General features: G+C 69.6%; 24 protein-coding genes and 1 pseudogene. 12 read left to right on the top strand and 13 right to left on the bottom strand.

Annotation, left to right across the window (positions count from 1 at the left end; genetic code table 11):
• A partial coding sequence (locus ACT3T5_RS16340) for an SWIM zinc finger family protein (protein WP_444594922.1) occupies positions 1-1,484 on the bottom strand: 1,484 nt, incomplete at its 3' end.
• 363 nt (positions 1,485-1,847) lie between these two features.
• Between ACT3T5_RS16340 and ACT3T5_RS16345 the strand changes: the two genes are divergently transcribed.
• Positions 1,848-3,401: a carboxylesterase/lipase family protein gene (locus ACT3T5_RS16345; protein WP_444594923.1), complete on the top strand. Its 1,554-nt coding sequence runs from the start codon at positions 1,848-1,850 to the stop codon at positions 3,399-3,401.
• 112 nt (positions 3,402-3,513) lie between these two features.
• Here the strand turns inward: ACT3T5_RS16345 and ACT3T5_RS16350 are convergent, their stop codons facing one another.
• Together ACT3T5_RS16350 and ACT3T5_RS16355 are read right to left on the bottom strand one after the other, a co-directional pair.
• On the bottom strand, positions 3,514-4,722 hold the full coding sequence (locus ACT3T5_RS16350) for a cytochrome P450 (protein ID WP_444594924.1): 1,209 nt from the start codon (positions 4,720-4,722) through the stop codon (positions 3,514-3,516).
• A 41-nt stretch (positions 4,723-4,763) separates the two neighbouring features.
• Positions 4,764-4,970, bottom strand: a complete 207-nt coding sequence (locus ACT3T5_RS16355) for a ferredoxin (RefSeq protein ID WP_444594925.1) — start codon at positions 4,968-4,970, stop codon at positions 4,764-4,766.
• 217 nt (positions 4,971-5,187) lie between these two features.
• On the opposite strand from ACT3T5_RS16355, the gene ACT3T5_RS16360 reads away from it, so the two are divergent.
• Positions 5,188-6,117 (top strand): helix-turn-helix domain-containing protein, encoded by a 930-nt coding sequence (locus tag ACT3T5_RS16360; RefSeq protein WP_444594926.1) that lies wholly within the window; start codon positions 5,188-5,190, stop codon positions 6,115-6,117.
• A 78-nt stretch (positions 6,118-6,195) separates the two neighbouring features.
• Entirely contained in the window at positions 6,196-6,684 is a 489-nt protein-coding gene (locus tag ACT3T5_RS16365) for a CvpA family protein (protein WP_193119189.1), read from the top strand.
• 181 nt (positions 6,685-6,865) lie between these two features.
• On the opposite strand, the gene ACT3T5_RS16370 is transcribed toward ACT3T5_RS16365, so the two are convergent.
• Positions 6,866-7,243 (bottom strand): PH domain-containing protein, encoded by a 378-nt coding sequence (locus ACT3T5_RS16370; RefSeq protein ID WP_444594927.1) that lies wholly within the window; start codon positions 7,241-7,243, stop codon positions 6,866-6,868.
• Between the two features lie 106 nt (positions 7,244-7,349).
• Positions 7,350-8,315, bottom strand: coding sequence for an endonuclease/exonuclease/phosphatase family protein (locus tag ACT3T5_RS16375; protein ID WP_444594928.1), 966 nt, complete (start codon positions 8,313-8,315; stop codon positions 7,350-7,352).
• Between the two features lie 369 nt (positions 8,316-8,684).
• On the opposite strand from ACT3T5_RS16375, the gene ACT3T5_RS16380 reads away from it, so the two are divergent.
• A complete protein-coding gene (locus ACT3T5_RS16380) occupies positions 8,685-9,176 on the top strand; it encodes a helix-turn-helix domain-containing protein (RefSeq protein WP_444579486.1) in 492 nt (163 codons plus the stop codon).
• Between the two features lie 8 nt (positions 9,177-9,184).
• Positions 9,185-9,742 (top strand): PIN domain-containing protein, encoded by a 558-nt coding sequence (locus ACT3T5_RS16385; protein WP_444579485.1) that lies wholly within the window; start codon positions 9,185-9,187, stop codon positions 9,740-9,742.
• A 33-nt stretch (positions 9,743-9,775) separates the two neighbouring features.
• Here ACT3T5_RS16385 and ACT3T5_RS16390 read toward each other — a convergent pair whose 3' ends face one another.
• Positions 9,776-10,303, bottom strand: coding sequence for a carbohydrate ABC transporter permease (locus tag ACT3T5_RS16390; RefSeq protein WP_444579484.1), 528 nt, complete (start codon positions 10,301-10,303; stop codon positions 9,776-9,778).
• A gap of 144 nt (positions 10,304-10,447) precedes the next feature.
• Here ACT3T5_RS16390 and ACT3T5_RS16395 point away from each other — a divergent pair, with 144 nt between their 5' ends.
• Complete coding sequence (locus tag ACT3T5_RS16395) at positions 10,448-11,212, top strand: SDR family NAD(P)-dependent oxidoreductase (protein WP_444594929.1); 765 nt, start codon at positions 10,448-10,450, stop codon at positions 11,210-11,212.
• 7 nt (positions 11,213-11,219) lie between these two features.
• On the opposite strand, the pseudogene ACT3T5_RS16400 reads toward ACT3T5_RS16395, so the two are convergent.
• The 4 genes and pseudogenes from ACT3T5_RS16400 to ACT3T5_RS16415 all read right to left on the bottom strand — a co-directional run bounded on the left by ACT3T5_RS16400 (position 11,220) and on the right by ACT3T5_RS16415 (position 14,341).
• Positions 11,220-11,546: pseudogene (locus tag ACT3T5_RS16400) on the bottom strand (DUF2277 domain-containing protein).
• A gap of 90 nt (positions 11,547-11,636) precedes the next feature.
• Positions 11,637-12,935 carry an alpha-L-fucosidase gene (locus ACT3T5_RS16405; protein ID WP_444594930.1) on the bottom strand — a complete coding sequence of 433 codons (1,299 nt, stop codon included), beginning with the start codon at positions 12,933-12,935 and terminating at the stop codon, positions 11,637-11,639.
• A 169-nt stretch (positions 12,936-13,104) separates the two neighbouring features.
• Positions 13,105-13,500: a hypothetical protein gene (locus ACT3T5_RS16410; protein WP_444579480.1), complete on the bottom strand. Its 396-nt coding sequence runs from the start codon at positions 13,498-13,500 to the stop codon at positions 13,105-13,107.
• Positions 13,501-13,600: 100 nt separating this feature from the next.
• The gene (locus ACT3T5_RS16415) at positions 13,601-14,341 is read right to left on the bottom strand and encodes a hypothetical protein (RefSeq protein ID WP_444594931.1); all 741 of its coding nucleotides are present in this window, start codon (positions 14,339-14,341) and stop codon (positions 13,601-13,603) included.
• Positions 14,342-14,529: 188 nt separating this feature from the next.
• On the opposite strand from ACT3T5_RS16415, the gene ACT3T5_RS16420 reads away from it, so the two are divergent.
• From ACT3T5_RS16420 to ACT3T5_RS16430, 3 genes are all read left to right on the top strand, one after another.
• Positions 14,530-15,213, top strand: coding sequence for a hypothetical protein (locus ACT3T5_RS16420; RefSeq protein ID WP_444594932.1), 684 nt, complete (start codon positions 14,530-14,532; stop codon positions 15,211-15,213).
• Between the two features lie 210 nt (positions 15,214-15,423).
• Positions 15,424-16,683 (top strand): MFS transporter, encoded by a 1,260-nt coding sequence (locus ACT3T5_RS16425; RefSeq protein ID WP_444594933.1) that lies wholly within the window; start codon positions 15,424-15,426, stop codon positions 16,681-16,683.
• A gap of 130 nt (positions 16,684-16,813) precedes the next feature.
• Positions 16,814-17,656 (top strand): NAD-dependent epimerase/dehydratase family protein, encoded by an 843-nt coding sequence (locus ACT3T5_RS16430; protein WP_193119204.1) that lies wholly within the window; start codon positions 16,814-16,816, stop codon positions 17,654-17,656.
• Here ACT3T5_RS16430 and ACT3T5_RS16435 read toward each other — a convergent pair.
• Positions 17,653-18,660 (bottom strand): hypothetical protein, encoded by a 1,008-nt coding sequence (locus ACT3T5_RS16435; RefSeq protein ID WP_444594934.1) that lies wholly within the window; start codon positions 18,658-18,660, stop codon positions 17,653-17,655. The two genes, ACT3T5_RS16430 and ACT3T5_RS16435, sit on opposite strands and share 4 nt — an antisense overlap.
• Positions 18,661-18,852: 192 nt before the next feature.
• Between ACT3T5_RS16435 and ACT3T5_RS16440 the strand changes: the two genes are divergently transcribed.
• A complete protein-coding gene (locus ACT3T5_RS16440) occupies positions 18,853-20,463 on the top strand; it encodes a C69 family dipeptidase (protein ID WP_444594935.1) in 1,611 nt (536 codons plus the stop codon).
• Positions 20,464-20,709: 246 nt separating this feature from the next.
• Here the strand turns inward: ACT3T5_RS16440 and ACT3T5_RS16445 are convergent, their stop codons facing one another.
• Both ACT3T5_RS16445 and ACT3T5_RS16450 read right to left on the bottom strand, forming a co-directional pair.
• A complete protein-coding gene (locus ACT3T5_RS16445; protein WP_444579474.1) occupies positions 20,710-20,850 on the bottom strand; it encodes a hypothetical protein in 141 nt (46 codons plus the stop codon).
• A 138-nt stretch (positions 20,851-20,988) separates the two neighbouring features.
• Positions 20,989-22,530, bottom strand: a complete 1,542-nt coding sequence (locus ACT3T5_RS16450; protein ID WP_444594936.1) for an SDR family NAD(P)-dependent oxidoreductase — start codon at positions 22,528-22,530, stop codon at positions 20,989-20,991.
• Between the two features lie 53 nt (positions 22,531-22,583).
• Here ACT3T5_RS16450 and ACT3T5_RS16455 point away from each other — a divergent pair, with 53 nt between their 5' ends.
• Entirely contained in the window at positions 22,584-23,117 is a 534-nt protein-coding gene (locus tag ACT3T5_RS16455) for an SRPBCC family protein (protein ID WP_444594937.1), read from the top strand.
• Between the two features lie 109 nt (positions 23,118-23,226).
• Complete coding sequence (locus tag ACT3T5_RS16460) at positions 23,227-24,495, top strand: alanine racemase (RefSeq protein ID WP_444594938.1); 1,269 nt, start codon at positions 23,227-23,229, stop codon at positions 24,493-24,495.
• The last annotated feature ends 669 nt before the right edge of the window (positions 24,496-25,164 follow it).

Raw genomic sequence — 25,164 nt, forward strand, 5'->3', positions numbered from 1 at the left:
CGGCATCCGCCCTCCTGCGCAGCCACCCACGCACCGTCGATATCCCCCTCCCACAGCAGGGAGGAGACCAGCGCAGTGCAATCCCCTCCGCGAGAGCACGTGCCCAGCTCCTTGAGCACGGAAAGCGCTCGGTCACGCCAGCGCGTGAAGTCTGCGCCGGTGCCGCTCTTGAGGCTTCTGTACGTGAAGGTCCCGGGTGCATCGGTGAAGTTCTTCCACAGCAGCTCGCCCGCGAGATCCACACGGCCCGCCTCTCGATGGATGCTGGCAGCAAGCTCCAGCAGGCTCACGTCGGAGCCACACGTCCCAAGACCACGGTCGATCCATTCCAGCGCCTCGTCCGCACGACCTTCCCGGTGCAGAAGTCCGGCGATGCGCAGGTAGTCATGGGACACCTCAGCGTGTTCCGTGAGCACCTCGATCAGCTGGTCCGTCCCGCCGAGCACCTCGGCGACCTGCTCCCGCAGGTACCGCACCGCGAACCGCCCGCCGTCCTCCTGCTCACCGCGAGCGGGCAGCCCTCTCCATCGCTCCGCCAGCAGGTCTCGATAGGTGTGCAGGCCACCTTCACCCAGGATCTCGGCGTACTCCGAAGCGGCATCGAAGAAGACTTCCGTCCAGCTGTCCACCGCCTGCTCGACGAGAGTGGCGGCGAGAGCGTCGGGATCAGGGGCCACCGACTTGCTCGCCCGCAGATGGATCTCCTCGATCTGCTGCAGAACCATCACGAGCCCGCCGTCGGAGTCATCAGCACACTGGCCGAACTCGCCGACCAGATCGAGAGCGAACAGCGTCAACCGGGCGGCTGAGGCTGCGAACCCTTCCTCGATGAGTTCCCCGACCTCGTCGAGCACCTCGCCGATGCCCCAGAAATAGTCTCCGGCGTCCCGGTAGTGCACGAAACCCTCGACAGAGAAGGCTTCGACCAGCGCCGATCTCAGCGGCGCCTCATCGAACGCCGTGGCCGCCGGTGCCCCGGCCTCGACGAGCAGTCGCGCGCGGAGCATCGCATCCACTCGAGTTGCCGCCAGCAGCTCGCCCACCAGCCTGCCCACCGGCAGCTGCGCGAGATGGGCACGAAGCAGCTCGTCCTCCTCGTCACCTGCTCGTGGCTCAACGTCTCGTGTGCCCTCCCCGGATGCGGAGCCGACGACGGTCACCTCGGGCTCCGGGGAACTGGATCCGGACACATCTGGGGTGTCCTCGGAGTCCACCTCCAGCCAGCGCAGCAGCACGGCGACCATGTGCTTGCAGACGTCCCAGTCCTCCGCGAAGGGACAGGTGCAGCTACCGAGGAATCCACGCTCCGCCAGTTCGATCTCCACCTCGTAGTCCTCGGATCCGGTGACGACCGCAGCGACATGCCTCGTGGTATGCCCGAGCAGGCGCACTCGCCCGTCGGCCGCGTAGCGACGGCCGCGTTCGAAGAGGACGTCACCCACCCGGTCGCTGAGCACATCCACAGAGATCTCCGACTTCCGCATACGGCAAGTCTGACGCACCCCTCTGCCCAGGGAGCCCCCCCGACCAGGACGTGGGCGATCAGCGGTGCACATCGCGTTCTACCAGCCCGACACCGCGCACCACCCCCGCTCGAGCATCAGTTCCAGACCGAACCGCTGCGAGGAGAGCGGAACCGCTGCGGAAGAGCTCCTCGACACCCTCAACACCTGGCTCGCACCTGCTGGTTCTCGGACAGGGCGTGGTGGACGAGTTCTCGGACAGAGCGTGGTGCACGGCGCGCTCAGGCCTTCGCCCAGCCTCCCCGCCTACGCTGACCGGAGTCGTCCAGCCCGCGGCCGCCTGCGCGCCGCCGCGCTGACCACCCAGAGCATCAGGAGGCATCCATGACGGGCAACGGGGCATTCGTCGAGGTCGACGTGGCAGCCGGCCGCGTGCGTGGCGCATGGCGAGGGGAGCCCGGCGCGGCGGGCGCGTCCGCCGCGTTCCTCGGCATCCCGTTCGCCGAGGCGCCCGTCGGCGAGCTGCGGTTCGCCGCCCCGGTGCCGAAGGCTCCATGGGCCGGGGTGCTCGACGCGCTCGAGCACGGGCCCACTCCGCAGCGCGGCGATCCCGGCATCACGCTGATCCCCGAGCCGAGCATCCCGGGCGACGCGACCCTGAACCTCAACGTGTTCACGCCCTCCCCCGACGCCGGGGAGGAGAGCCCCGCGCTGCCGGTGCTGGTGTGGATCCATGGCGGCGGCTTCGTCTCCGGGTCCGCGGCGAGCCCCTGGTACGACGGCCGCGCCTTCACCCGCGACGGGGTGGTCGTCGTGACCGTCTCGTACCGGCTCGGGTTCGACGGCTTCGGCTGGATCGAGGATGCGCCCTCGAACCGCGGGGTGCGCGACTGGCTGCTGGCGCTGGAGTGGGTGCGCGAGAACATCATCGCGTTCGGCGGCGATCCGGACCGCGTCACCCTCGCCGGGCAGTCCGCCGGGGGCGGCGCCGTGCAGACGCTGCTCGGCATGGGCGCGGCCCAGCATCTCTTCCACGGTGCCGTCTCGATCTCGGGCGCGACCGCGGATGTCACGCTCGAGCGCGGCGAGACGTTCGGGCGGGCGCTCGCCGCGGCCCTCGGCGTCGAGCCGACCCGCGTCGGGTTCAGCACGCTCAGCGAGGAGCGGATCCATGAGGCGGAGAAGGAGGCGACCGCGATGACCCCGGCGACGCTCCCGAGCCTGCTCGAGCACGGCCTGCCGCTCGGCCCGACCATCGACGGCGAGCTCATCCTCCGGCCGACGGACGAGTCGCTCGCCGCTGGCGTCGGCGCCGACAAACCGCTGGTGCTCGGCACGACCGACGACGAGTTCTCGATGGTCTTCGCCCAGAACGCGAGAAAGATGCGCATGATCCCGAAGTCGTTCCTGCTGCGCAAGCTGGGGATGCCGAAGCAGACGATGAAGCCCTACCTCGCCGCGAGCGCCGAGGTCGCCTCCCGCGGCACCGCCCGTATCGGCGGACGCTTCCTCACCGACCGCATGTTCCGCACGGCGCTGCTGCGCACGGTCTCTGCCCGCCAGGACGGCCAGCGCGTCGCGGCCGACGCTGCGCAGGCCGCCATGGACCGCGGGGTCTCAGCTGCAGCACGCAGCGAGGCTCCGACCTGGGTGTACCGGTTCTCGTGGCCGTCGGGGGTGTTCGGCTTCGCCCAGCACTGCCTCGACGTGCCGTTCTTCTTCGACTGCCTGGGCTCGCCCATCGGCATGGATGCGCTCACCGGCCCGAATCCTCCGCAGGAGCTCGCCGACGACGTCCACGCCGCAGCCGTCGCCTTCATCGCCGGCGGCGATCCGGGATGGGAGCAGTACACCGAGCCCGGACGCTCGACGCAGATCTTCGACACCCCGACCTCGCAGGTCGCCTACGGGTATCGGAGCGTGCGACCGTTGCTGTGACGGGACCTGCGGCCAACGCACGGGAGGGAGCTCACCACCCATGAGCATCAGACTGCTGCGCTTCCAGGCCGAATAGTTCCGACTCGCACCCGGCGGCGACGTCAGGGAGCTCTCAGCGCTCCCACCCCGTGACCAGGACCGGTCTGGCCGCGTAGGTGGCGACCGGATTCGCCAGCGGGCTGGGTTCGTGCTGCCCGGTCGAGACCAGCTGCAGGCCCGGAAGGCGCGTGACGAGGGCCCGGAAGGCTTCGTCGAGCTCGACCCGGGCGACCTGCTGCCCGATGCAGCCGTGCGGGCCGTGCCCGAAGGCGACGTGCCCCCGAGCATCGCGACGCACGTCGAAGGCGTCCGGGTCCTCGAACCGTCGCTCGTCGCGGTTCGCGGAGACCGTCGAGACCGAGACGGTCGTTCCGGCCGCGATGGTGCGATCCGCGATCTCCACGTCCTCGGTGGCGGTGCGGGGGAACACGGTGAGGAACATCGTGCAGAAGCGCACGATCTCCTCGACGGCCCCTGGCACGAGATCGGGGTCCGCGACGAGGGTCCGGTACTGCTCGGCACTGTCCAGGAGCGCGACCGTGCCGGTCGAGATCATGAAGGCGACCGTGTCCCGACCGGACATGCTCAGCATGTGCAGCAGCCCCTCGACCTCGGCGGCGGAGAGGTCGTCGTTCGCGAGCAGGTCGCTGATCACGTCCTCCCCCGGATCCGCTCGCCGCACCTCGATCGCCTCCCGCAGCAGGTCGTGCCGGTCCTGGGGCGGGGCGCCGTGGACGAAGCACTGCGCGTAGCGGTCCACCAGATCGTCGCTCACCCCGAGCACGAGCGCGTGGACCCGGATCGAGATCGGCTCGGCGAAATGCTCGAGCAGATCCGCGACGGGGCCGGCGGCGATCAGGTTCTCCAGCTCCTCGGCCACGATCTCCGCGATGCGCGGCCGGTGCGTCCGCCCTGCCCGCACGGAGAAGCGTCCCGTGACAGCCTTACGCAGCCGCCGGTGCTCCTCACCGTCGAGTCCGAGGATGTTCGTGCTGGCCACGGCGAGCGCGCCGGCATCGTCCAGCGGGCCGCCGGGGAACCCGTCGTCGAGCTGGGCGTCGCTGCGGGGCATGCGCTGGGGCTGCTGGCTGAAGCGCCGATCGGACAGCACCTCCTTCGCCTCGTCGTACCGGGTGACGAGCAGGCCCTCATGCCCGTCCCGGAAGTCCAGCGGCACGAGCGCGTCGGCGTCGCGCCACCGCGCGAACTGCGCCGACGGCTGCGTCGGCATCGAGTCCGCGGGGAGCACGCGCGCCCCGTGGCCCAGGGGGCATGCGGTCATCGTGGGGTCTCCTGGCTCGCTCCGTGTCTCCGGGACACGGGTCAGCCCGTGACCCTGATGGCGCGGGACGGACACAGGGCCTCGGCATCGCGCACCGCGGTGCCGCCCTCGGACTCCGGATCCTCTGCCGCGTTCGGATCCAGGAGCACGACGAGGCCGTCGTCATCCTGGTCGAAGACGTTTGGTGCGGTGAGCGCGCACTGCCCCGCCCCGACACACACTGCTCGGTCGACATCGATCTGCATCATGGCCTGCCTCCCCGTCCGGGTATCTCGGAGGAACCACGATATGCCGCCAACGGTCGCAGAACACGGAGTATCTTGGGCATCTCGCTGAGGATGTTGCTCCATCGATCCCCACGTCGCCACCACCGCTGCCATCGCCCCGCCGCCAGCACCAGCACCAGCACCAACACCAGCACCACTGTCATCGCCACCGTCACCGCGAATCGAGGCACCAGCCGACATGCCGAGCCCCGACCCCGCCGTGCGACTCCGTGACCGCTTCCCGACGCTGCGGCTCGCCGGCGTCGCCGCGGAGAGGTATCCGCGGTTCATCAACCCCGTCGTCGACCCCCATCACCTCGACGTCCTGCTCCTGACCTTCGTGCTCTCCGGGCAGGGGCACCACCTCATGGGGGCCACGACGCAGAAGATCGTCTCCCCGTCGGTCTCGGTCACGGCACCCGGGCAGACCCACAGCCTCGTCACCGACGACAACGGGCTCGAGGTTGTGAACGTCTTCCTCGACCCCGATCTCCACCCGCTGCCGAACCTGCAGCCCCCGCACGACGAGGCCCTGGCGGCCTTCCTCCCCCTGCCCTCGGCCCCGCAGGTGGTCACCACCGACCTCGCACAGGTCGAACTGGCACCGTCGGACACGATCGCACCGCTGCTCGATCTGCTCGTGCAGGAGACGGAGCATCCGCGGAGCCTCGACCTGCTGTCCTCGCTGCGCACCGCGCTGCTCGCCACCTGCGCACACGCCGTGATCGCCCGCGGGCTCATCAAGGCGACCACGTGGACCCACCCGTCGGACGACCGTGTGCTCGCCGTGCGCGACTGGCTCGACCGGCATTACCGCGAGCCGCACACCCTGGCCTCGCTCGCGCAGCGCGCCCAGCTCGAGCGCACCTACTTCTCCTCCCGCTTCACGAAGGTCGTCGGACTCCCCTCGAGCGAATACATCGCGCGTCTGCGCATCCGCTACGCCCTCAGCCTGCTCCAGGCGACCGACGAGCCGATCGCCGCCATCGCCCGGAGCAGCGGCTTCCACGACCTGTCGAACTTCGGCCGCACGTTCAGCCGGCTCATGGGGAGGCCGCCGCGGCAGTTCCGCGCGGAGACCCGGAGCGTCCGCCACGACGCGTCGGACGGCGGCGAGGGCGCCAGCTGACCGCCCACCGGCCATCCAGGCTCGCCGTGGCAGGATGCCCGCACTGCATGATGTGAGCATGGATGAGGGAGGTGGATCATGGCCTGGATCGTCGACGTGGTGATCGCGCTGATCCTGCTGGGCACCACGGCCTCCGGCCTGAGGTCGGGTTTCGCCGCAACCCTGGGAGCGCTGGCAGGTCTCGCCGCCGGGGCGTGCGCGGCCGTATGGGCCATGCCCTTCGTCTCCGACGCCATCGATCCTCCGTGGCGCCTCGTGGCGGTGATCGGCACGCTCATCGCGCTGCTCGTCGTGGGCAGCGGCATCGGCGGCCGGATCGGTCACGCGGTGCGGCGCGGAGCCGATCGCCTGCACCTGGGGGTCATCGACCGCCTCCTCGGCGGCGCTCTCGGGCTCGTGATCGGGCTGGTCGTGGTCTTCCTGGCCGGGAGCGTCGTCGCCGGATCCGACGTCTCCGGCTCCGACCTCCCCGCCCTCACGACCGCTGTGGACTCCTCCCGCGTGCTGCAGTTCGTGGACCAGGTGACGCCCTCGCTGTTCGACGGCGTGCTCGCTCGGCTCCGCTGACACCTGCGGGGTGACTCGCAGCGGTGCATGGTCCGTCGTGCGGCGCTGATTTCCCGCTGCCGGACATCCCATGGTGGTGCGTCACGAGGTGCTCGTACACCGCCGAGTGTCGCTGCCGCCTCCCGGGATGTGAAGTAGTGCAGCAGTGCCCCGTGTACCCCCGATACCCAGCTCGAAATGCTCAGGAGGAGCGCAGCACTGCGTTTGCGATCAGCAGGTCGAGGCGACGCACATCGATGTGCTTGCCGACATTGATCTTGATATGGCCGGCTCGCGTCCAGAGCTCGATCTCCGCATTCAGGTCCAGGGGGCCGGCGTTCTCCGAGGACCACATGTTGATCGCCGAGTACGGCAGGGAGTAGATCTCCACCTTCTTTCCCCGGAGCCCCTGGGCGTCCCTGACGATCAGCCTCTTCGTCGTGAAGACGGCAGAATCGCGGAACGTCTTGTACGCCGCGATCGCGCGCTCCTCCGGGACGAGCAGCGGCGTGACATCTCCTGGGACCGGGCACTCCTCAAGGAAGGTCCACGAGGTGATCGCAGCAACCGACGTGTCCATAACTGACTCCTTGACTTCGATGAACGACCTGTTCAGCAGGGATCGCTGGGTCTGTGACCTGCACTCAGCGAAGAGTAGCGGCGGGCACTGACACCCGGATAGTGCCTCACGCCCCTGTGTCGAGCACCGTTCTCGTCGCGAGATGGTCGCTGCTCCCGGCCCGGAACGAGGTCGAGGAGGCGACGTCGAGACCTCGGGTGAAGACGTGGTCGATCCGGGCGACGGGAGCGCTCGCGGGCCAGGTGAATCCCGGCGAGATCCCGGTGGGACGCACCCAGTCCGCAGCAGCGCGCAGCGGTCGCAGCGCGGGATCCGTGGAGGCGGCGTTGAAGTCGCCGACCACCAGGACCCGCTCCGAGCGATCTGCGGCGATCACGTCGGCGACCTGGGAGAGCATCTCGTCGCGCCCCTCCTGCTTGCCGAGACGCACGGAGGCCGCGTGCACCAGGTACAGGGAGACGTCCCCGGCAGGAGCCTGGACGGTCACGCGCGCCGCGCGCTTCCACCCCAGCCCCAGCGAGAGCGGTTCGCCCGCGCCGAGCGGGTACCGGCTCCAGATCCCCTCCGTCCCGACCTCGTACCGGTAGGGGTAGTCGGCATCGAGGACCGACTGCGCCGCCGCCCGGCTGTCGGCATCGAGCTCCGTGAGAGCGATGACGCCCGCGCCCTCATCGACCGCGGCCCGGGCGGAGTCCGCGGCGGTCCCGGATTCGGCCCTGACGTTCTGGGCGACGACGACCATCGGGTCGCCCTGTGCATCGGAGCCGACACCCGGCATCGCGGGGACCATCGCTGCGGCCCAGAGGAGTGTCGGCACCAGGAGCACGACGATGCTGCGGCGAGCCGACCACACCGCGAGGATCAGGCAGAGCACGAGCGGGATCGCCAGCCACGGAAGCAGGACAGCACCGATCGTTCCCGCCACTCCGGGGATCCAGCCGCAGACGATCAGCGCGACGAGCACCACCGCGAGGACGACCCCGATCCGTCCGCGCCGTACGAGGTGGCGGGCCGGCTCCGGCGTGGGCAGGGCATCCGACGAAGGCGCGTCCGACGGCGGGGCAGAAGACATGGCGAGCTCCTCACGAACGGACGGATCGTCGGCAACCGAGCGGCACCTGGGGCGCGGCGCGACGAACGCGAAGACGCTCCCCGCTGCCGGGCACCCCCGTGCCGAAGCCATACTGTATGGCGTCCTCACCTGGGAAGGCCGGATGGAACGTCCTCTCGCACCGACCCTCCACATCATTGCCACAGAACCCTGGTCGTGAGCTCGGATGTTCCCCACCCGCGACGTCCTGGACGCCACGGACCGCGTCCGCATGGAGCCACTCGAGAAGCGGTGGCTCTCCGCCGTCGAACGGTGCATTCCGACGGAGCAGCACCGCTAGACGTTTCGGTTATTTCGAATAAAATGGGGGTCAGAGCTCCAGGAGGACCGATGACTGCCGCCGCCCACCGCCGTACCCCCGAGACCTACGTACCCCGAGACGAAGAGCATGGCCAGCTTGTCGATCTCGTCGCGGCGCTCCGTGCACGAGGGACCGACGTGGCAGCGCAGCCTGCACTCGTCACTGCTGCCGGCGATCGCCTCGACCTGCCGTCGGACGTCGCAGACGCCTTCGAGCAGATCGTTCGCCACCTCGCCGAAGGCCACGGGGTCACAGTGGTCCCCCACCAGCGACTGCTCACCACTCAGGAAGCCGCTGACCTGCTCAACATCTCGCGCCCCACCTTCGTGAAGCTTCTCGAGCAGGGTGAGCTCCCGTTCGAGATGCGTGGCCGCCACCGTCGGGTGCGCCTCGAGGACGTCATCGAGTTCCAGGAATCGCTACGACAGGACCGTGCTGACACCTTGGACACGATGCAGCACGATGGCCAAGCCGACGGTCTCTATGACCTGCTGGACGGCCCGACACCCTCGACACGTTGAGCTGAGCGTTGTTCACCGTCACCCTCGATGCGTGCGTTCTCGTGCCGATCACGCTCTGCGACACGATCCTGCGTATCGCCGAGACGGGTGCCTTCGGAGTTCGATGGTCGGCTTCGATCCTCGGTGAGACCGAACGGACACTGGTGAACAAGCTCCATGTCCCACCAGCGTCTGCGGCGAAACGCGTCGGCATGATGCGTAGAGCATTCCGCTTCGCCGAGGTTGACGACTACTCAGCCATCGAGCCCTTGCTCACGAACGATCCGAAGAATCGACATGTCCTCGCGTGCGCGATCAGGGCACAGGTGCACACCATCGTCACCTTCAATCTCAAGGACTTCCCTGCTCCAGCGCTCGCACCGTGGGAGGTTGAGGTCGTCCATCCCGACACATTCCCCCTGAACCAGCTCGATCTCGCCCCGGCACACGTCACCACGGCCATCGAACACATGCTGTCCTCCTTCAAGAGCCCTCCGCGAACGATCGACGAGCTCCTCGGGTCGCTAGCGAGGTCCGGAGTGCCGGGCTTCGCCGACGAGCTACATCAGCACGTCACGGAGGGCTGACAGCAAAACGTCGCCCACCGCGAGCGTGCGCCCTCACCCCTTGAGCCCCGAGAACGCGAGCCCCTCGATCACCCGGCGCTGCATGAGGATGAACAGGATCAGGAGGGGGGCCATCGCCATGAGCGAGGCGGCCATCATCACGGGGTAGTCGATGACGTACTGCCCGTTCAGTGACGCGATGCCGACGGAGAGCGTGCGGCGCTCCGCGCGGCTGGTCACCACCAGCGGCCACAGCAGGTTATTCCAGGCGGCGAGCACGGTGACGATCGCCAGTGCGCTGATCGACGGGCGGGCCAGCGGGAGCATCACCTTCCAGAAGATCTGGAAGGGGTTCGCGCCGTCCAGCCGCGCCGCCTCCTCCAGCTCATCGGGAAGGTTCACGAAGAACTGCCGCATGAGGAACGTGCCGAAGGCGCTGAAGATCGTCGGCGCCACGATGCCCGGCACGGTATCGAGCCAGCCCAGGTTCTGGACGATCTGGTACGGCGGGATCAGGTACGCCTGGTTGGGGATCATGAGGATCATGAGGATCGAAGGGGATGGGCGGTTGCTCCTCGACACGCTGGCGGAGTCCTTGCACGTCACGGTCGTGACGGCCGCGGGCTCCTGACGCAGCGCGGTCTCGCACGCAGGGCCATCGACCGCCCGGTGGAGACTTGGCAACGCTCTCCACACCCTCCCGACCTGCGCCCCTACACTCGCGCCATGACTACGACGTCCCTGATCACCGGCGCCAGCTCCGGCCTCGGCACCGAATACGCCCGCCAGCTCGCTCGCCGCGGCGACCACCTCGTGCTCGTGGCCCGTGACAGCGGCCGGCTCGAGGCTCTGGTCGCTTTGCTCCAGCGCGCGGGGGCCGAGGATGTCGAGGTCCTGAGCGCGGACCTGTCCTCGATGGACGGCATCACCACCGTCACCGACCGCCTCATGGATACTGCGCGACCGGTGGACACGCTGATCAACAGCGCAGGCTTCGGCCTCCCGCTCGCTTTCGAGAAGAACGACATCGAGGACGAGGTGCGCCACCTCCGGCTCCACGACGAGGTGCCCATGCGGCTCATGCATGCCGTGCTGCCCGGCATGCTGGCACGGCGCTCCGGCGCGATCCTCACCATCTCCTCGGTCTCGGCTGTCACCCCACGGTCCACCTACGCCGCCTCCAAGGCCTGGCTGGTGATGTTCTCCCGCTGGGCGAACAGCTACTACGGCCCCCGCGGAGTCACCGTCACGGCCGTGTGCCCCGGATACACCCACACCGAGTTCCATGAGCGGCTGGGCCTCGCGAAGGGCGAGGAAGGCATCCCCGACTGGCTGTGGCTCGATGCCCCGCGGGTCGTCGAAGAGTCGCTGCGGGACGTGAGCCGAGGCAGGGCCGTCTCCGTGCCGAGCAAGCGCTACAAGGCGATCTACAACGCCGCGCGCTTCGCCCCCACCGGGCTCATGGCCAAGCTGGCTGCGCGGGGGCGCTGAGCGAGCCTCAGGAGGCGGTCGCCTCCGGGAGCCTCTTCGCGGTCCGTGCCCGCGCCGTCTCCCGCTCCACCTCGCGGTCCTTCGGCGGAGCCGAGGTCACCAGATCCGCCAGCAGATGCTCGGTGACGTGGGCGATTTCGGCGACGGCGCCCTCGAACACCACCGCGTTCGTCTGGGACGGCTTCGGCATCCCGCTGACTGTCAGCACGTACTACAGCGCGGCGTCATGCACCTCCTGGGAAGTCGCTTTCGGGGCGACATTGTGGAGCGGACTGATGTTCCGGCACCTGCCACAAGGCTGGCACGGGCCGACGGGAGCGGCACGGGCTGCCACGCAGGAGTCGTTCCGTCGGCCCCGTACTGGAGGGCCGAGGCCCCACGGGGACCGGCTCCGCAGCGCTCCCCTGCAGTCCACTGAGGACGCTCAGCGAGAGTCGGGCACGCTCGGCGCGCTGACGGCGACCGGGGCTGCGTCCTCCCCCGCGAGCTCCACCGTGACGCCCTCGCCGGGCCAGTCGTAGCCCGCCGGGAGGTCGGCGGCGCTGATCGTCAGCGGGCCCTGCGAGCCGCTGAGGAACACGAAGCACTGCCCGTCCTTCTCCACGGCTCGGGCCCAGGTCGTTCCCGGGATCTCCTGCTCGCCGAGCCCGCGCGAGCCGGCCAGGTGCGCCTTGTGCTCGGCCATGAACCCCCCGACTGCTTCGAGGGTCCTCACCTGGAGCTCGGGCAGCGTGCCGTCGGCCCGCGGGCCCACGTTCAGCATCACCCGGCCGTCCTTGGAGACCGCGTCGACTACGTGACGGATCGCCCGCGGACCGGACATGTACTGGGTCTCGTCCTCGACCTGGTTGTAGCCGAAGGACAGCCCGATCCCGCGGTTGTTCTCCCACGGCTGGTCCTCAGGGATCTCCCCGGCCTGGTACTCCGTGGTCACGAAGTCCTGGTGCGCGCCGGAGAAGCGGTCATTGATCAGACCCTCAGGACGCTGGTCGTAGAAGTGCTCGAGCAGCTCGCCGAGCCCGCCCCGGTCGAAGTGGAAGTTCTCGTCGGGCCAGCCGATGTCGTTCCAGAACACGTCGGGCTGGTACCGGTCGATGAGGTCGCGCATGTGCGCGCTGCAGTATTTCCCGTACTCATCGTCGCGTGGCCGCTTCCGATCTCCGACGTCCTGGCCGCTCACAAGCGGTTCCGTCGGCCGGACATGCCAGTCCAGCCCGCCGGAGTAGTAGACCCCGAACCGCAGTCCGGCATCCTTCGTGGCCTGCGCGATCGCCCCGACGAGGTCCTGGCGGGGCCCGCGCCGCACGGTGTTGCGCTCGCCGGTGCCCGGGGCGTCCCACAGCGTGATCCCGTCATGGTGCTTGGTGGTGGGGATGACGTAGTCCGCGCCGGCCCGGCGGAACAGATCAGCCCAGGCCGACGGATCGAAGTTCGTCGGCTCCCACTGGTCCAGGAAGTCGTCGTACGGGGCGTCGCCGTGAACCTCCCGATGATGCTCCGCGGCGGGCGAGCCCTCGATGCGGATGGTGTTGAAGTACCACTCCGCGTAGGGGTTGTGGGCGAACCAGCCGAGGTCATCGGCGATCGCTCCGAGCTCGGCGGTGGGCTCCGCCCAGGCGGGGACCGAGTACGCGCCCCAGTGGATGAAGATGCCCAGCGGGGCGTCACGGAACCAGTCGGGCAGTCGCTGCGGGAGGGCGTCCCAGGTCGAGGAGTCGGTCATGAAGGGCTCTCTTTCCAGAGGGTCGTGATGGTCATCGTGGCAACCTCCGGAGGGCGGTCGCCCTGCTCCTGCGCTGCAGGTGACGTTCCTGCGCTGCCGGTGACGTTCCTGAGCTGTGGTCGACGTCGTCGGCCCGACACCGCAACGGGGCGGGCGCCCCGCCCGGGACTCAGCCCCCGACGGGCCCGCCTCGCTGCGCGAGCTTGTCCTTGATCCCGCGCACCGCACGCCCGAGGCCGGTGGCCTCGGGCTCCTCCTCGGCAGGGGTCTCCACGAAGTCGACGATCGCGCGCATGGTCGCCACGTCGATGCTGGGCATGCCGCCCGCCAGCAGGGTCCCGATCCGCTGCCCCACTAATGTCTCGAGGTTGTCGGCCGCCTCGTCGCCACGCTTCTCACGGGCGGTCCGGAGCCTGTCGGCCAGCATGCGCGCCGCCACTGGGGATGCGGGGATGGGCTCGGGGTGGCCGGCGACGGTGATCTGTTCCAAGGGGCGTCCCAACGTGTCGTGGATCAGCGCGCCGTGCGATCCGGCGCGGGGCAGGTCGACTGCGACCTGCTTCACAGCACAGTACCGGGATCGGCAGGCAGGATGCTGGGCCTTCCACCCAGCGTCCAGGCTGCGCAGCCTCTCCTGCCGAGCCGATCCGGACGGACCGTGATTGTCAGCGCCGGCCGTTCTCCCGGCGTGCGCGCAGCAGCTGGGCCTTGCGGATTTCCGCGTCCTCTCGCCCACGCTTCCTCTCGACCATGGCCTTGTTGCTGAAGTACCCGGGATGACTCGCGGCGTGCTCCGCGGCACGCTGCTCCCTCACGGTGGCACGCCTCCGGTGCGCTCTCCACGCGGCAGCGCCGCCGGCCATCGCGGCGCGCGCTCCGGTGGCCGCGGCCTGCCCGGCCCGGCGAAGGTCCTCCGGCGCCGCAGACTCCCTCACGCCGCTCTTCCTCGGAGCTGCCTGCGAGCCATCACCAGGAGCCGTCGGCGCCCCATCTGCGACCGCGCCGTGGCCGGGCACGCCCACGCCTCCTCCCGGGACTCCACTGGGACGAGGTCGCACGACCATCAGCGCGACGGAGCCTGCGCCTCCCAGCAGGGCGCACACAACCATGAGGACCGCGCGGAGCAGCCCGGCCATGGTGGTTCCCGCGGTCGGCTGCGCAAAGGCCACGGCCACCGCGATCAGGGCGACGAACATCGCGATCCCGGCACTGGCGAAGCCCAGAGCGGGTGCCCACCGCACTCCGCGATATCCGAGAATGGCTGCCGCGCAGTAGGCGGGGACCAGCAGGAGCCCCGAAAAGAACGGAGAGGGGAGGCTGAGGGCTGCGGCGAGGCCCAGAACGGCCACAGCCACCAAGACGAGTGGGGCTGTCGGCTGCTCGTCGGATCCCGGGAAATGCGACATGTGCGCTCCTGCTGACGGGGGTTCTGGAAGGGCGTGCTGTACTGACATCGGTTCCGAAACACCAGACCTTCGTCCGCACCGACCCCATGTCACCGTACATGAACATAGGGGCACGCTGGTGCTCGACAGGAAGCCCGGACCGTCCGGCATGACGCACTTCGTTCCCCTCGCGCACCAAGGAGCTCACCGTGAGATCGACGTTCTCTCCCGACCTGACATCCTTCGCGGGGCGCCTACTCGCAGCCCCTCTTGTGAACGACTGGGTCTCGACGCGAGCGGTCACGGAACAGCTGGGCCTCACCCAGTCCCTGGCAGCCCAACTCATGGTCTCCGAGCTCGCCGGCGATCTGGCCGACGGACCCACGAAGAGCTCGGGCGACGGTCCGGCCCACGGCCCTGCTGCGCGTGGCGACGAACCTGAGCCGGCCTGGGTGATCCGGTCAAGGTCCAAGCTCCTCATGCCACAGTCCGGCCTGGACCTGCTGTCGAGCGTCTCGTGGGCGGATGCGGACCCCGGGCCATACATCAACGTGCGCCTCGGTCCGGGAACGCTGCCGGACCGTCCCGAGGATTCCCGCAGGTACCTCGGCTTCCACCGGATCCTCACGGCGCAGGAGCGGTACGACGCCGCGACGCGATGGTGGTTCTTCACGCGGCTGGAGAAGTGGGTCGGCCTTCCCTTCGTGGCATCGATCGCCGGGTTCGTGACCCTCGCAGGGCGGATCGAACGGGTGACCACCCATCCGTCCCGGGACGTCGTGGCGTTCGAGGTGGACGAGTCCGACGAGCACGTCCAGCAGGTGTTCGCGCGACGACGGATACCCGTGCATCCCGGAGGGCCCGCGCTGAAGATCCAGCACAGAGGCGCTTAGCCTGCGGGACCCGACTCCCTGTGCGAGGCCCGGCTGTCGGCGCTCCCGCCGCGCCGAGACCGCCTGCGCCAAGAGCCGGTTTCGTCGGGGCCCCGTTGGCGGAGCGATCACGTCCCCTGTCCCCGCTCCCACCGCCGCTTATAGGATCGAGGCGTACTCACCGCTTCCAGCGTCGGCAGCGATGCCTTGCCGACCTTCGCTGGAGCCCTCGTGACCTCGCTGTCCCCCTCGCCGACCGCCCCGCTGTCCCCAGGACGCCTGCGGCTGGTCATCCTTGCCATGTCGCTGGGCGCCTTCGCGATCGGCACCACCGAGTTCGCCAGCATGGGCCTGCTGCCGCAGATCGCCGAGTCGCTCGATGTGGGCATCCCCCAGGCCGGCATGCTCATCACCCTGTACGCCCTGGGCGTGGTGATCGGGGCACCGCTGGTGACGATCGCCGCGGTGAAGCTGCCCCGCGCGAAGCTCCTCGTGCTGCTGATCGCCCTGATCGGGGTGGGGAACCTGCTCTCGGCGCTGGCCACGGACTTCACGGTGCTGGCGTCGGCCCGATTCGTCGCCGGCCTCCCCCACGGCGCGTTCTTCGGCGTCGCCTCGCTGGTCGCCGCGCGCCTCTCCCCCGCCGGTCGTCGGGCCCGCTCCGTGTCGCTCGTGATGCTGGGCCTGACGATCGCCACGATGCTCGGGGTTCCGGCTTCCACCGCGCTCGGCCAGAGCATCGGCTGGCGCTGGGCGTACGTGATCGTCGTGGTGATCGCCGCGGCGAGCACCCTGGCGATCTGGCGCCTGGTCCCCGAACCGCCCAGCACCGGGGCCGACGGCGTCTCCGGCTCGATCCGCGGAGAGCTGCGCGCCCTGCGTCGCGTGCAGGTGTGGTTCGCGCTCGGCATCGGCTCCATCGGCTTCGGCGGCATGTTCGCCGTGTACAGCTACATCGGCGAGATCGTGCCCGGCGTGATGGGCCTCGGCGAGAGCGCCGTGCCGATCGCCCTGTTCGTGTTCGGTGTGGGCATGACAGCAGGCAACATCCTGGCCGGTCGGCTCGCGGACCGCAGCGTCTACGGCACCATCTTCCTCGGTCTGCTCGGCATGGCGCTCAGCCTCACGGTGTTCGCGCTCGTCGCCCATCAGGCGATCGCCGCGATGGTCCTGCTGCTCGCGATCGCCGTGACCTCCCAGCTGATGGGCCCCTCGCTGCAGCTGTTCCTGCTCGACGCCTCCCCCGACGCCCCCTCGCTCGCCGCCGCCCTGCACCACTCGGCGCTGAACATCGGCAACTCCCTCGGCGCGGCGCTCGGCGCGGGCGTGCTCGCCGCCGGCTGGGGCCTGCTGGCCCCCGCGTGGACCGGGGTGGTGCTGGCCGTGCTCGGCCTCGGCATCGCGAGCTGGTCCTACCTCGTGCACCGTCGCCAGCAGGTGCGGGCCGACGTGCTCGCGGCCGAGGCGGCCGAGGTGCCGGCCGCCTGCTGACGCCCGCGCGGCATCGTGCCCGATCTGCTCGATCCGCCCCGATTGCGCCGCCCCGCTGTCCACGCCGCTCACCCGTCCCACCCCTCCGCCCACCGTCGCGTTCGTCGGGTCCCTGGTGCAGGATGTGCAGATGAGAATCGCACTGACAGGTGGCTCGGGAAAGCTCGGACGAACGGTGCTCCGCCACCTTCGCGACCAGGGACACCTGGTGATCAACCTCGACCAGGCCGGCGAACGGGGCACGGGCTTCGTGCGGATCGATCTGCGCGACGCCGGGCAGGTGCTCGATGCGCTCACCGGCATCGACGAGCAGGCGCCCGACGGGTTCGACGCGGTGGTGCATCTCAGTGCGATCCCGGCCCCTGGGCTGTCCACGAACACAGCCACCTTCCAGAACAACATGATCAGCACGTACAACGTGTTCAACGCGGCGATCAAGGCGGGCATCACGAACATCGTGACCGCGTCGAGCGAGACGGTGCTCGGCCTGCCGTTCGACACCCCGCCCCCGTACATCCCGGTCGACGAGGACTACCCGGCGCGCCCGGAATCCACCTACTCCCTCTCCAAGCACCTCGAGGAGCAGATGGCGATCGAGCTGACCCGGTGGCATCCGGAGCTGAAGATCATCGCGCTGCGCTTCTCGAACGTCATGGACGAGGCGGACTACGCCGAGTTCGAGACCTTCGACGCTGACGCGAGCGCGCGCAAGTGGAACCTCTGGGGCTACATCGACGGGCGCGACGGCGCCGAGGCCGTGCGTCTCGCTCTCGAGCACCAGGCCACCGGCTTCGACCGCTTCATCATCGCTGCCGCGGACACGGTGATGTCCCGCGACAACGCCGAGCTCGTCGCCGAGGTGTTCCCGGACGTCCCGGTGCACGGCGACATCGCCGGTCACGGCACGCTGCTCTCGATCGACAAGGCGCGCAGAGTCCTCGGCTTCGATCCGAAGCACACCTGGCGCCGCTAGAGGCGTTCGAGGTCGGCGGCCAGTTCGGCACGCTGCACGGCACGGCGTTCTCGCAGCACAGCTACCGCGCCGCGCATCATCACGGGGGCTCGGAAGGTCATCAGCGATCGGTGATCCCGGTAGTCCCCGGGGTTTCCGTAGTTCCCGTCGTCCCAGCGGTCCCTGTAGTCCTCGTCGGGTGCGCGTCCGCTGTGCGACGGGGCGACCAGCAATCCCTTGCTGTCCAGCGCGCTCATGGCTCTGGAGACGTGGCCGAGCTCCCGCAGCTTCCCCTCGGCGACATGCCCCGTGGCACGGTCGATCGGCACGTGGTGGATGTGCGGTTGGCGGATCAGAGCCGCCAGGAAATCCACGGTCTCGGAGCAGTGGATGAGCCGGTCGTCCGGAGGGATCACCGGCAGCGTCAGGCCGTCTGTCCCGCTCGCCACCAGGAGAGCGTCGAAGCCGTCGTCGGGCGGGCTGCTCCCCCACCAGGAGGTCGCTCCCCCGACGTCGACCGTGTCGAGGACGGCGGCGAGCAGTTGACGAGCGTCGTCGAGGGCCTCCTCCGTGGCATCGTCGCGCTCGTCGCCGACCAGCACCTTGCCTGATGGGCGCACCCGCCCTTCCTCGCGCAGGAGCCACCCAAGGCGGGTCAGGACGTCCCACGCCAGTTCGACACCCGTGCCTCCTCCGTACGGACCCCATCGCCTTCCCGTCGGCTCTTCGGCGCACCGCTCCTCGACTCGTCGACGATCGACGGCGTACAGCTTCCCCTGCCTGGTGAGCCGCATCCCGTCCCCGATGGCGTCCAGCAGGTGACGCACCGTGCGGGTGAAGGGCAGGTGGGAGAAGTCCGCCCTCATCGCTGCCCGACCAGCCCGGTCCGTGGGTTCGTCGGCCGGAACACACGCATCGCCGAGATACCAGGGAGCCGACCGGGTACCCGGGTCAGCACGGTCGTCGGTGAGATCGCCGTCGTCGAAGAGGTCGGCGCTGGGCAGGTACGAGTCATCGGTGGTCATGCCTCGACAGTGGAGGAGACGCAATCCGTGCGCCACGGCAGGGCATCGGCTGTGGACGACGGGCCCCTGTGGAGGAGACGTCGTCCGCGACCGCGGTGTGAAGGCCCCGACCGGAAGAGGACTACCGTGGCAGGGCATGCGATCCCGCTCTCCCGGGATCGCCCAGATGTCACACGGCCGAGGAGGTCACAGGTGGGTTGCACGACGCTGCTGGTGGGCAGGAGGGCGAGCGCCGACGGGTCGCCTCTCGTCGCCCGCACCGAGGATTCCTCGAACGGCTCCTTCGATCCCAAGCGGGTCGTGGTGGTCCCTCCGGAGGATCAGCCCCGCGTCTACACGAGCGTCCTCGGCCGCCTGCAGATCGAGCTGCCGGAGAACCCGCTGCGCTACACCTCGGTGCCCAATGCCCTGCCCGACGAAGGACTCTGGGGCTCGGCCGGGATCAATGCGGTGAACGTCGGGATGAGCGCGACGGAGACCCTGACCAGCAATCCACGGGTGCTCGGCGCGGATCCGCTCGTCGAGCTCGTCCCCGAGTCGGGCACTCCCGGCACGCCGGACCATCGGCCTGAGCGGCCCGGCGGGATCGGCGAGGAGGACATGCTGACCCTGGTCCTGCCCTACATCCGCAGCGCACGGGAGGGCGTGGAGCGTCTGGGGGCGCTGCTCGCCGAGCACGGCACCTACGAGATGAACGGGATCGCGTTCTCCGACGTGGCGGACATCTGGTGGCTGGAGACCGTGGGCGGGCACCACTGGATCGCGAAGCGGATCCCGGAGGACCACTACGTGACGATGCCCAACCAGCTGGGCATCGACTCCTTCGATCTCGATGATGCGGAAGGAGAGGGCAGGGATCACCTCGCGAGCCCGGATCTGCGGGCGTTCCTCGAGGAGCATGATCTGGACCTCACGCTGCGCCCCGCCTCGAGCACCGGTTTCGGTGCGGCCCCGTCGAGCGCCGGCGGGAGCGTCATCAACCCGCGCGAGGCCTTCGGCTCCCACACGGATTCCGACCACGTCTACAACACGCCCCGCGCCTGGTACATGCAGCGCACCCTGAACCCCACGAGCGAGGACTGGGACGGCCCCGGACCGGGGAACCGGCCGGACTCCGATGACCTGGCGTGGAGCCGCAGGCCGGAGCGGAAGCTGACGATCGAGGACGTCAAGGACGTGCTCAGCTCGCATTACCAGGGCACGCCGTTCGATCCGTACTCCCCGCACGGCACCGACGCCCAGCGACGCGCGTTCCGCCCGATCGGCATCAACCGCCACAACGCCCTGGCGATCCTCCAGATCCGTCCCGACCGTCCGGAGTCCTCCCGGGCGCTGCAGTGGATCGCCTACGCGTCGAACCCGTTCACCACGCTGATCCCGATGTTCACGAACGTCGAGACGGCTCCGGAGTACCTGGCGACCACCACCGCCCAGGTCACCACCGACAGCTTCTACTGTACCTCGCGCCTGCTGGCGACGCTGGCCGACGCGCACTTCGCCGACGTCATCCCGCTCATCGAGCGCTACCAGCAGACGACTCTCGCGCTCGGGCATGCCGCGGTGCATGCGGCCGATGAGGCGGTCTCCCAGCCCTCGCACCCCTCAGTGCCCGACGGGTCCTCAGCGGCCGGCGGAGGCTCTGCAGGTGACGGGGCCGCGGGGCAGGCCGTCCCGGCGCTGCTCGCCGAGGCCAACACAGCCGTCGCCGAGCAGATCCGCGCAGAGACCGATCAGGTCCTCGCCGCGGTGCTGCACACGACGAGCAACCTCATGACGAACCGGTTCTCCCGCTCGGACGGCTGATCCGGCGCCCACCTGCGCACGGTGAAAGGGCACTGATCCGCCATGGCACTGTCAGTGAACGAGTTCCTCGCCCAGCACCCGGTCGACCGGGCACGCGTGGAAGAGCACAAGGAACGCATGCTCGGTGAGGTGCATGCCGACAAGCTGCGCGAACTACGGGAGGCGGCGATCCGCAGTACGGCCGATGCCGCGAGGTCTCCTCAAACAGGCCCGGCGCATCGGCCCGGTAGCGGTCGTCCGGGTCTGTCAGACCAGGAACCGCAGTAGCAGCAGCGGAAGGCGCACCACGAACTTCAGCACGACCCAGAACACGTCACCCAGCTCCAGTACCCACAGCGCGACGGTGCCGCTGCTGTTCCCATCCCCTCGTCGGCGTCGGCGGCTCATGGGGCCTCCCTTCCTCGTGACGGAGCAGCACCACCCTCAGCAGCAGCGCCTTATGACCGTCGACTCTACGCAGAGCGACCGCACCGTGCAGGGCTTCCCGCATCCCTGACCGAGAGCGGCCGGACCGTCACGCCGTCGTCACCAGGGGCTGGGCTTGTAGTCCTTCACGAAGCAGCCGTAGAGATCCTCGCCGGCCTCGCCGCGCACGATCGGGTCGTACACGCGCGCGGCGCCGTCCACGAGGTCCAGCGGCGCATGCCAGCCCTCCGCGGCGATGCGCAGCTTGTCCTGGTGGGGGCGCTCGTCGGTGATCCAGCCGGTGTCCACGGCGGTCATGAGGATCTGGTCGGTCTCGAAGGCCTCGCCGGCGCTGGTGCGGGTGAGCATGTTCAGCGCAGCCTTGGCCATGTTCGTGTGCGGGTGGCCGGCGCCCTTGTAGCGCCGCGAGAACTGGCCCTCCATCGCCGAGACGTTCACGATGTACGCGCGGCGGGCCCCGGCCTGCACGGCGGCTCGCATAGAGGCGCGCAGGCGGCTGATCAGCAGGAACGGAGCGGTTTCGTTGCACAGCTGGACCTCGAGCATCTCGAGGGCCTCGACCTGGTCCACCGTCTGCGTCCACGAGTTGGTGGTCTGCAGGTCCGGCAGCAGCCCGCCGGCGTCGACCGCGGTACCCGCGAGGTGCTGGTCCAGGCTCGCATTCCCGGCGCGCAGCGCGAGAGCCGTCATCGAGGCGGCCGACTGCGCCTTCCGGGCGTGCTCGAGGGATTCCCCGTCGTGCTGCGGGACCGACTGAGTGTCCAGAACCCCGGCGATCGATGCGGGGTGGGCCTGGGAGATCCGGTCGAAGGCCGTCATCTCCGGCAGCGCGAGGTCGGTGGGCAGCGGTGCCTCCTCGAGCTCCACCAGGGACGAGTAGGCGCTCGGCGAGCGGCGCACCGTCTGGGCGGCGTTGTTGATGAGGATGTCCAGCGGGCCGGCCGCGGCGACGTCGTCGGCCAGTGCGATCACCTGGGTGGGGTCGCGCAGGTCGATGCCGACGATCTTCAGGCGGTGGATCCAGTCCGCCGCGTCCTCCATCTGGGCGAAGCGGCGGGCCGCGTCCTTGGGGAAGCGGGTGGTGATCGTGGTGTGCGCGCCGTCGCGCAGCAGGCGCAGCGCGATGTACATGCCGATCTTGGCGCGGCCGCCAGTGAGCAGGGCGCGCTTGCCGGTGAGGTCGGTGCGCTGGTCGCGCTTGGCGTGGGACATCGCGGCGCACTCAGGGCACAGCCAGTGGTAGAAGGCATCCACCAGGGTGTAGTCGCGTTTGCAGATGTAGCAGCCGCGGGCCTTGTTCAGCTCCCCGGCGTAGGCGCCCTTCGTGGCCGAGACCAGCGGGATCCCCTTGGTCTCGTCGTCGATGCGCAGCGGGGAACCGGTCGCGGTGGCCGCGACCACGGCGCGGTCCGCCTTGCGCTGCTCCCATGTCTTGGCACCGCGCCGGGACTTCGCCAGGCGCTTCTCGAAGGTGCGCGAGGCGCGCTTGAGGGCCACGAGATCCTCGTCGTCATCCGCGAGCTTCGGCCCGGCCGCCAGCACGCGCAGGGCGGTGGCGAGCTCGTCGGCGGTGAAGTCGGAGGGCTTGCCGGCACCGACCGACGGGTCGGCGGCGGAGGCGGAGGGACAGTCATCAGGCACCGGTCGAGTCTACGACCGCAGGGGGCACAACCCCGCGCTGTAGCATCCCGCAGATGGCCAGGATCATGCAGGTGCACGACAGCATCGTCATCGCCGCGCAGCCGCTCGAGCTGTACGAGCAGATCGCCGACCCCTCGCAGATGGGCCGCTGGAGCCCGGAGAACACCGGCGCCGAGGTGCCCCACCCCGGAAGCCCGGCGACCGTCGGCATGACGTTCACCGGCTCGAACCGGCGCGGCAGGGCTCGCTGGGTGACCTCCTGCACCGTCACGGAGGCCGTTCCCGGCGAGCGGTTCACGTTCGAGGTCACGGCGATCGGGCCGACGAAGCCGCTCCTCAAGGGTCGCATCGCGAGGTGGAGCTACACCTTCGAGCCGGCCGACGGCGGCACCCTCGTCACCGAGACCTGGACCGACGGCCGCACCCGCTGGCCCGATGCCGTCGCCAGCCGCTTCGACAGGTTCGTCACCGGAGGTCGGCTGTTCTCCGACTTCCAGCGCGGCAACATCGCCCGTACCCTCGCCGCGCTCCGCGCCGATGTCGAGGGCACCCCACGCCCAGGGGACGAGCGGGCCCCGCGCGACTGATCGCGGTGCCGGGCTCGCCATGGCCTGCCGCCGCGCACCTCATCTTGCATGATCCCGGTAAACCCCAGAGACTCGCAGTTCAGACGCATCGAGTGGAGCGAGGTCGCCCATGCCCCAGCAGGCACAGCAGGTTCAGCAGGTCCAGCACGTCGAGCAGGTCCAGCGCACCGTCCAGGCGCAGGACAAGTCCTTCCCCGTCGGCCTCGTCGGCCGCGAGATCACCGCGCTGGAGACGCCGCTCGCGGAGTTCTCCACACCACTGCTGGTGCTCGACGAGCAGGCGATGGCGCACAACCTGCAGGTGATGGCGGCGTGGACCGGCGAACGCGGGCTCGAGCTGATGCCGCACGGGAAGACGACCATGGCGCCGGTGCTGTGGCGCCGTCAGCTCGAGGTGGGCTGCACCGGGATCACGGTCGCGACCGGCTGGCAGGCGGACGTCGCCCTGCGCGCCGGCATCCCCACCGTGCAGATCGCCAACACGTGCACCGACCCGGCGCTGCTGCGTCGGCTCGCCGCGCACCTGGCAGAGCATCCCGAGCAGGAGCTCGTGTGCTGGGCCGATTCTCTCGCCACCATCGATCTGCTCGAGCGCGAGCTGCCGGGCGGTTCCGGGTTCGGCATGCTGGTGGAGCTCGGGGCCGACGGGGGCCGCACGGGCGCCCGCACCGAGGACGAAGCCGTGGCGATCGCGGAGCGCGTGGCCGCCTCGAGCACGCTCACGCTGTACGGGGCGTCCGGCTACGAGGGCGCGCTGGCTCACGACCGCTCCGAGGAGTCACTGGAAGTGGTCAGCGACTACTGCGAGCGGCTGGCCGCGCTGGTCGAGCGTCTGCGCCCGCTGATCGACGGCACCCCGTGGGTGACCGCCGGCGGCAGCGCCTACTTCGATCTGGTGGCCGATGCCTTCGCGCCGCTGAGCGACGTGCGGGCGATCCTCCGCTCCGGTGCGTACATCGTGCATGACTCCGGCTTCTACCGGGGCATCTCCCCGTTGGACACGATCCGGGACGTCGCCGAGGAGCAGGCTCTGCTGCCGGGGATGTTCGCCTACGCCCGCGTCGTCTCCCACCCCGAGCCCGGCCTCGCCCTGCTCGACGCCGGCAAACGCGACGTGCCCTTCGACGAGGGCCTGCCCACGGCGCTCTCCTGCTCCCCGACGCTGGGCGGCGAGCAGCAGCCGCTCGAGGCCGAGGTGACGGCCCTGAACGACCAGCACACCTTCCTGCGCTTCACCGGCGACTCCCCCCTCGCTGTCGGCGACGTGGTGCGGCTGGGGCTCTCCCACCCGTGCACGGCCTTCGACAAGTGGCGCCTCATCCCGCTCCTCGACAGCAGCACCGGCATCGTCCACGAAGCCGTCGAGACCTTCTTCTGAGCCGGGCGCGCCCGACCTGCTGAGCAGGGGGCGCCTGGCCTCCCGAACAGGGGGCGCCTGGCCTCCCGAACAGGGGGCGCCTGGCCTCTGAGTAGGGAAAGCCCAACCTCCTGAGCAGGGGGCGTCCAACAACTGGTTACCCGGAGGTATCCAGCAGCACGTGTCGTTGAGCGGCCTCTCAACGACACACCACGCATGCTGGACACGTCGGCCAGCCCCGCGTGACGGCGCTGCCGGTCCCGTGGACCTGCGCGGCCCTGCACGTGGCCCTGTACTCGCCCCGGCACGGGGTCCGGCACAGGGCCCGGCGCGCCGCCCAAGCTCGTGGCACGGCGCGCGCTGCCCGGGCATGAGGTCTGACGCGTCGAATACGGGCGGCGATACCGACGCGTGGGACCACATGGAAAGTCTGCAGGGAGTGTCCGACTGCGGGTTACCCGGAGGTACCCAGCAGTACGTGTCGTTGAGCGGCGCCTCAACGACACGCCACGCATGCTGGACAGATCAGGACAGGTCTGGACAGGACAGGACAGGACAGGACAGGACAGGACAGGACAGATCAGGACAGGTCTGGACAGGTCAGGACAGATCAGGACAGGTCTGGACAGGACAGGTCTGGACAGGACAGGACAGGACAGGACAGGACAGGACAAGTCTGGACAGGTCAGG

It is taken from the genome of Brachybacterium sp. AOP3-A1-3, from assembly GCF_052378285.1.
Taxonomy (GTDB): domain Bacteria; phylum Actinomycetota; class Actinomycetes; order Actinomycetales; family Dermabacteraceae; genus Brachybacterium.

Bases quoted from the DNA above. Each gene is read 5' to 3' on its own strand.
- ACT3T5_RS16345 (WP_444594923.1), top strand. From the start codon at position 1,848: ATGACGGGCAACGGGGCATTCGTCGAGGTCGACGTGGCAGCCGGCCGC.
- ACT3T5_RS16350 (WP_444594924.1), bottom strand. From the start codon at position 4,722: ATGACCGCATGCCCCCTGGGCCACGGGGCGCGCGTGCTCCCCGCGGAC.
- ACT3T5_RS16355 (WP_444594925.1), bottom strand. From the start codon at position 4,970: ATGATGCAGATCGATGTCGACCGAGCAGTGTGTGTCGGGGCGGGGCAG.
- ACT3T5_RS16360 (WP_444594926.1), top strand. From the start codon at position 5,188: ATGCCGAGCCCCGACCCCGCCGTGCGACTCCGTGACCGCTTCCCGACG.
- ACT3T5_RS16365 (WP_193119189.1), top strand. From the start codon at position 6,196: ATGGCCTGGATCGTCGACGTGGTGATCGCGCTGATCCTGCTGGGCACC.
- ACT3T5_RS16370 (WP_444594927.1), bottom strand. From the start codon at position 7,243: ATGGACACGTCGGTTGCTGCGATCACCTCGTGGACCTTCCTTGAGGAG.
- ACT3T5_RS16375 (WP_444594928.1), bottom strand. From the start codon at position 8,315: ATGTCTTCTGCCCCGCCGTCGGACGCGCCTTCGTCGGATGCCCTGCCC.
- ACT3T5_RS16380 (WP_444579486.1), top strand. From the start codon at position 8,685: ATGACTGCCGCCGCCCACCGCCGTACCCCCGAGACCTACGTACCCCGA.
- ACT3T5_RS16395 (WP_444594929.1), top strand. From the start codon at position 10,448: ATGACTACGACGTCCCTGATCACCGGCGCCAGCTCCGGCCTCGGCACC.
- ACT3T5_RS16405 (WP_444594930.1), bottom strand. From the start codon at position 12,935: ATGACCGACTCCTCGACCTGGGACGCCCTCCCGCAGCGACTGCCCGAC.
- ACT3T5_RS16415 (WP_444594931.1), bottom strand. From the start codon at position 14,341: ATGTCGCATTTCCCGGGATCCGACGAGCAGCCGACAGCCCCACTCGTC.
- ACT3T5_RS16430 (WP_193119204.1), top strand. From the start codon at position 16,814: ATGAGAATCGCACTGACAGGTGGCTCGGGAAAGCTCGGACGAACGGTG.
- ACT3T5_RS16435 (WP_444594934.1), bottom strand. From the start codon at position 18,660: ATGACCACCGATGACTCGTACCTGCCCAGCGCCGACCTCTTCGACGAC.
- ACT3T5_RS16445 (WP_444579474.1), bottom strand. From the start codon at position 20,850: ATGAGCCGCCGACGCCGACGAGGGGATGGGAACAGCAGCGGCACCGTC.
- ACT3T5_RS16455 (WP_444594937.1), top strand. From the start codon at position 22,584: ATGGCCAGGATCATGCAGGTGCACGACAGCATCGTCATCGCCGCGCAG.
- ACT3T5_RS16460 (WP_444594938.1), top strand. From the start codon at position 23,227: ATGCCCCAGCAGGCACAGCAGGTTCAGCAGGTCCAGCACGTCGAGCAG.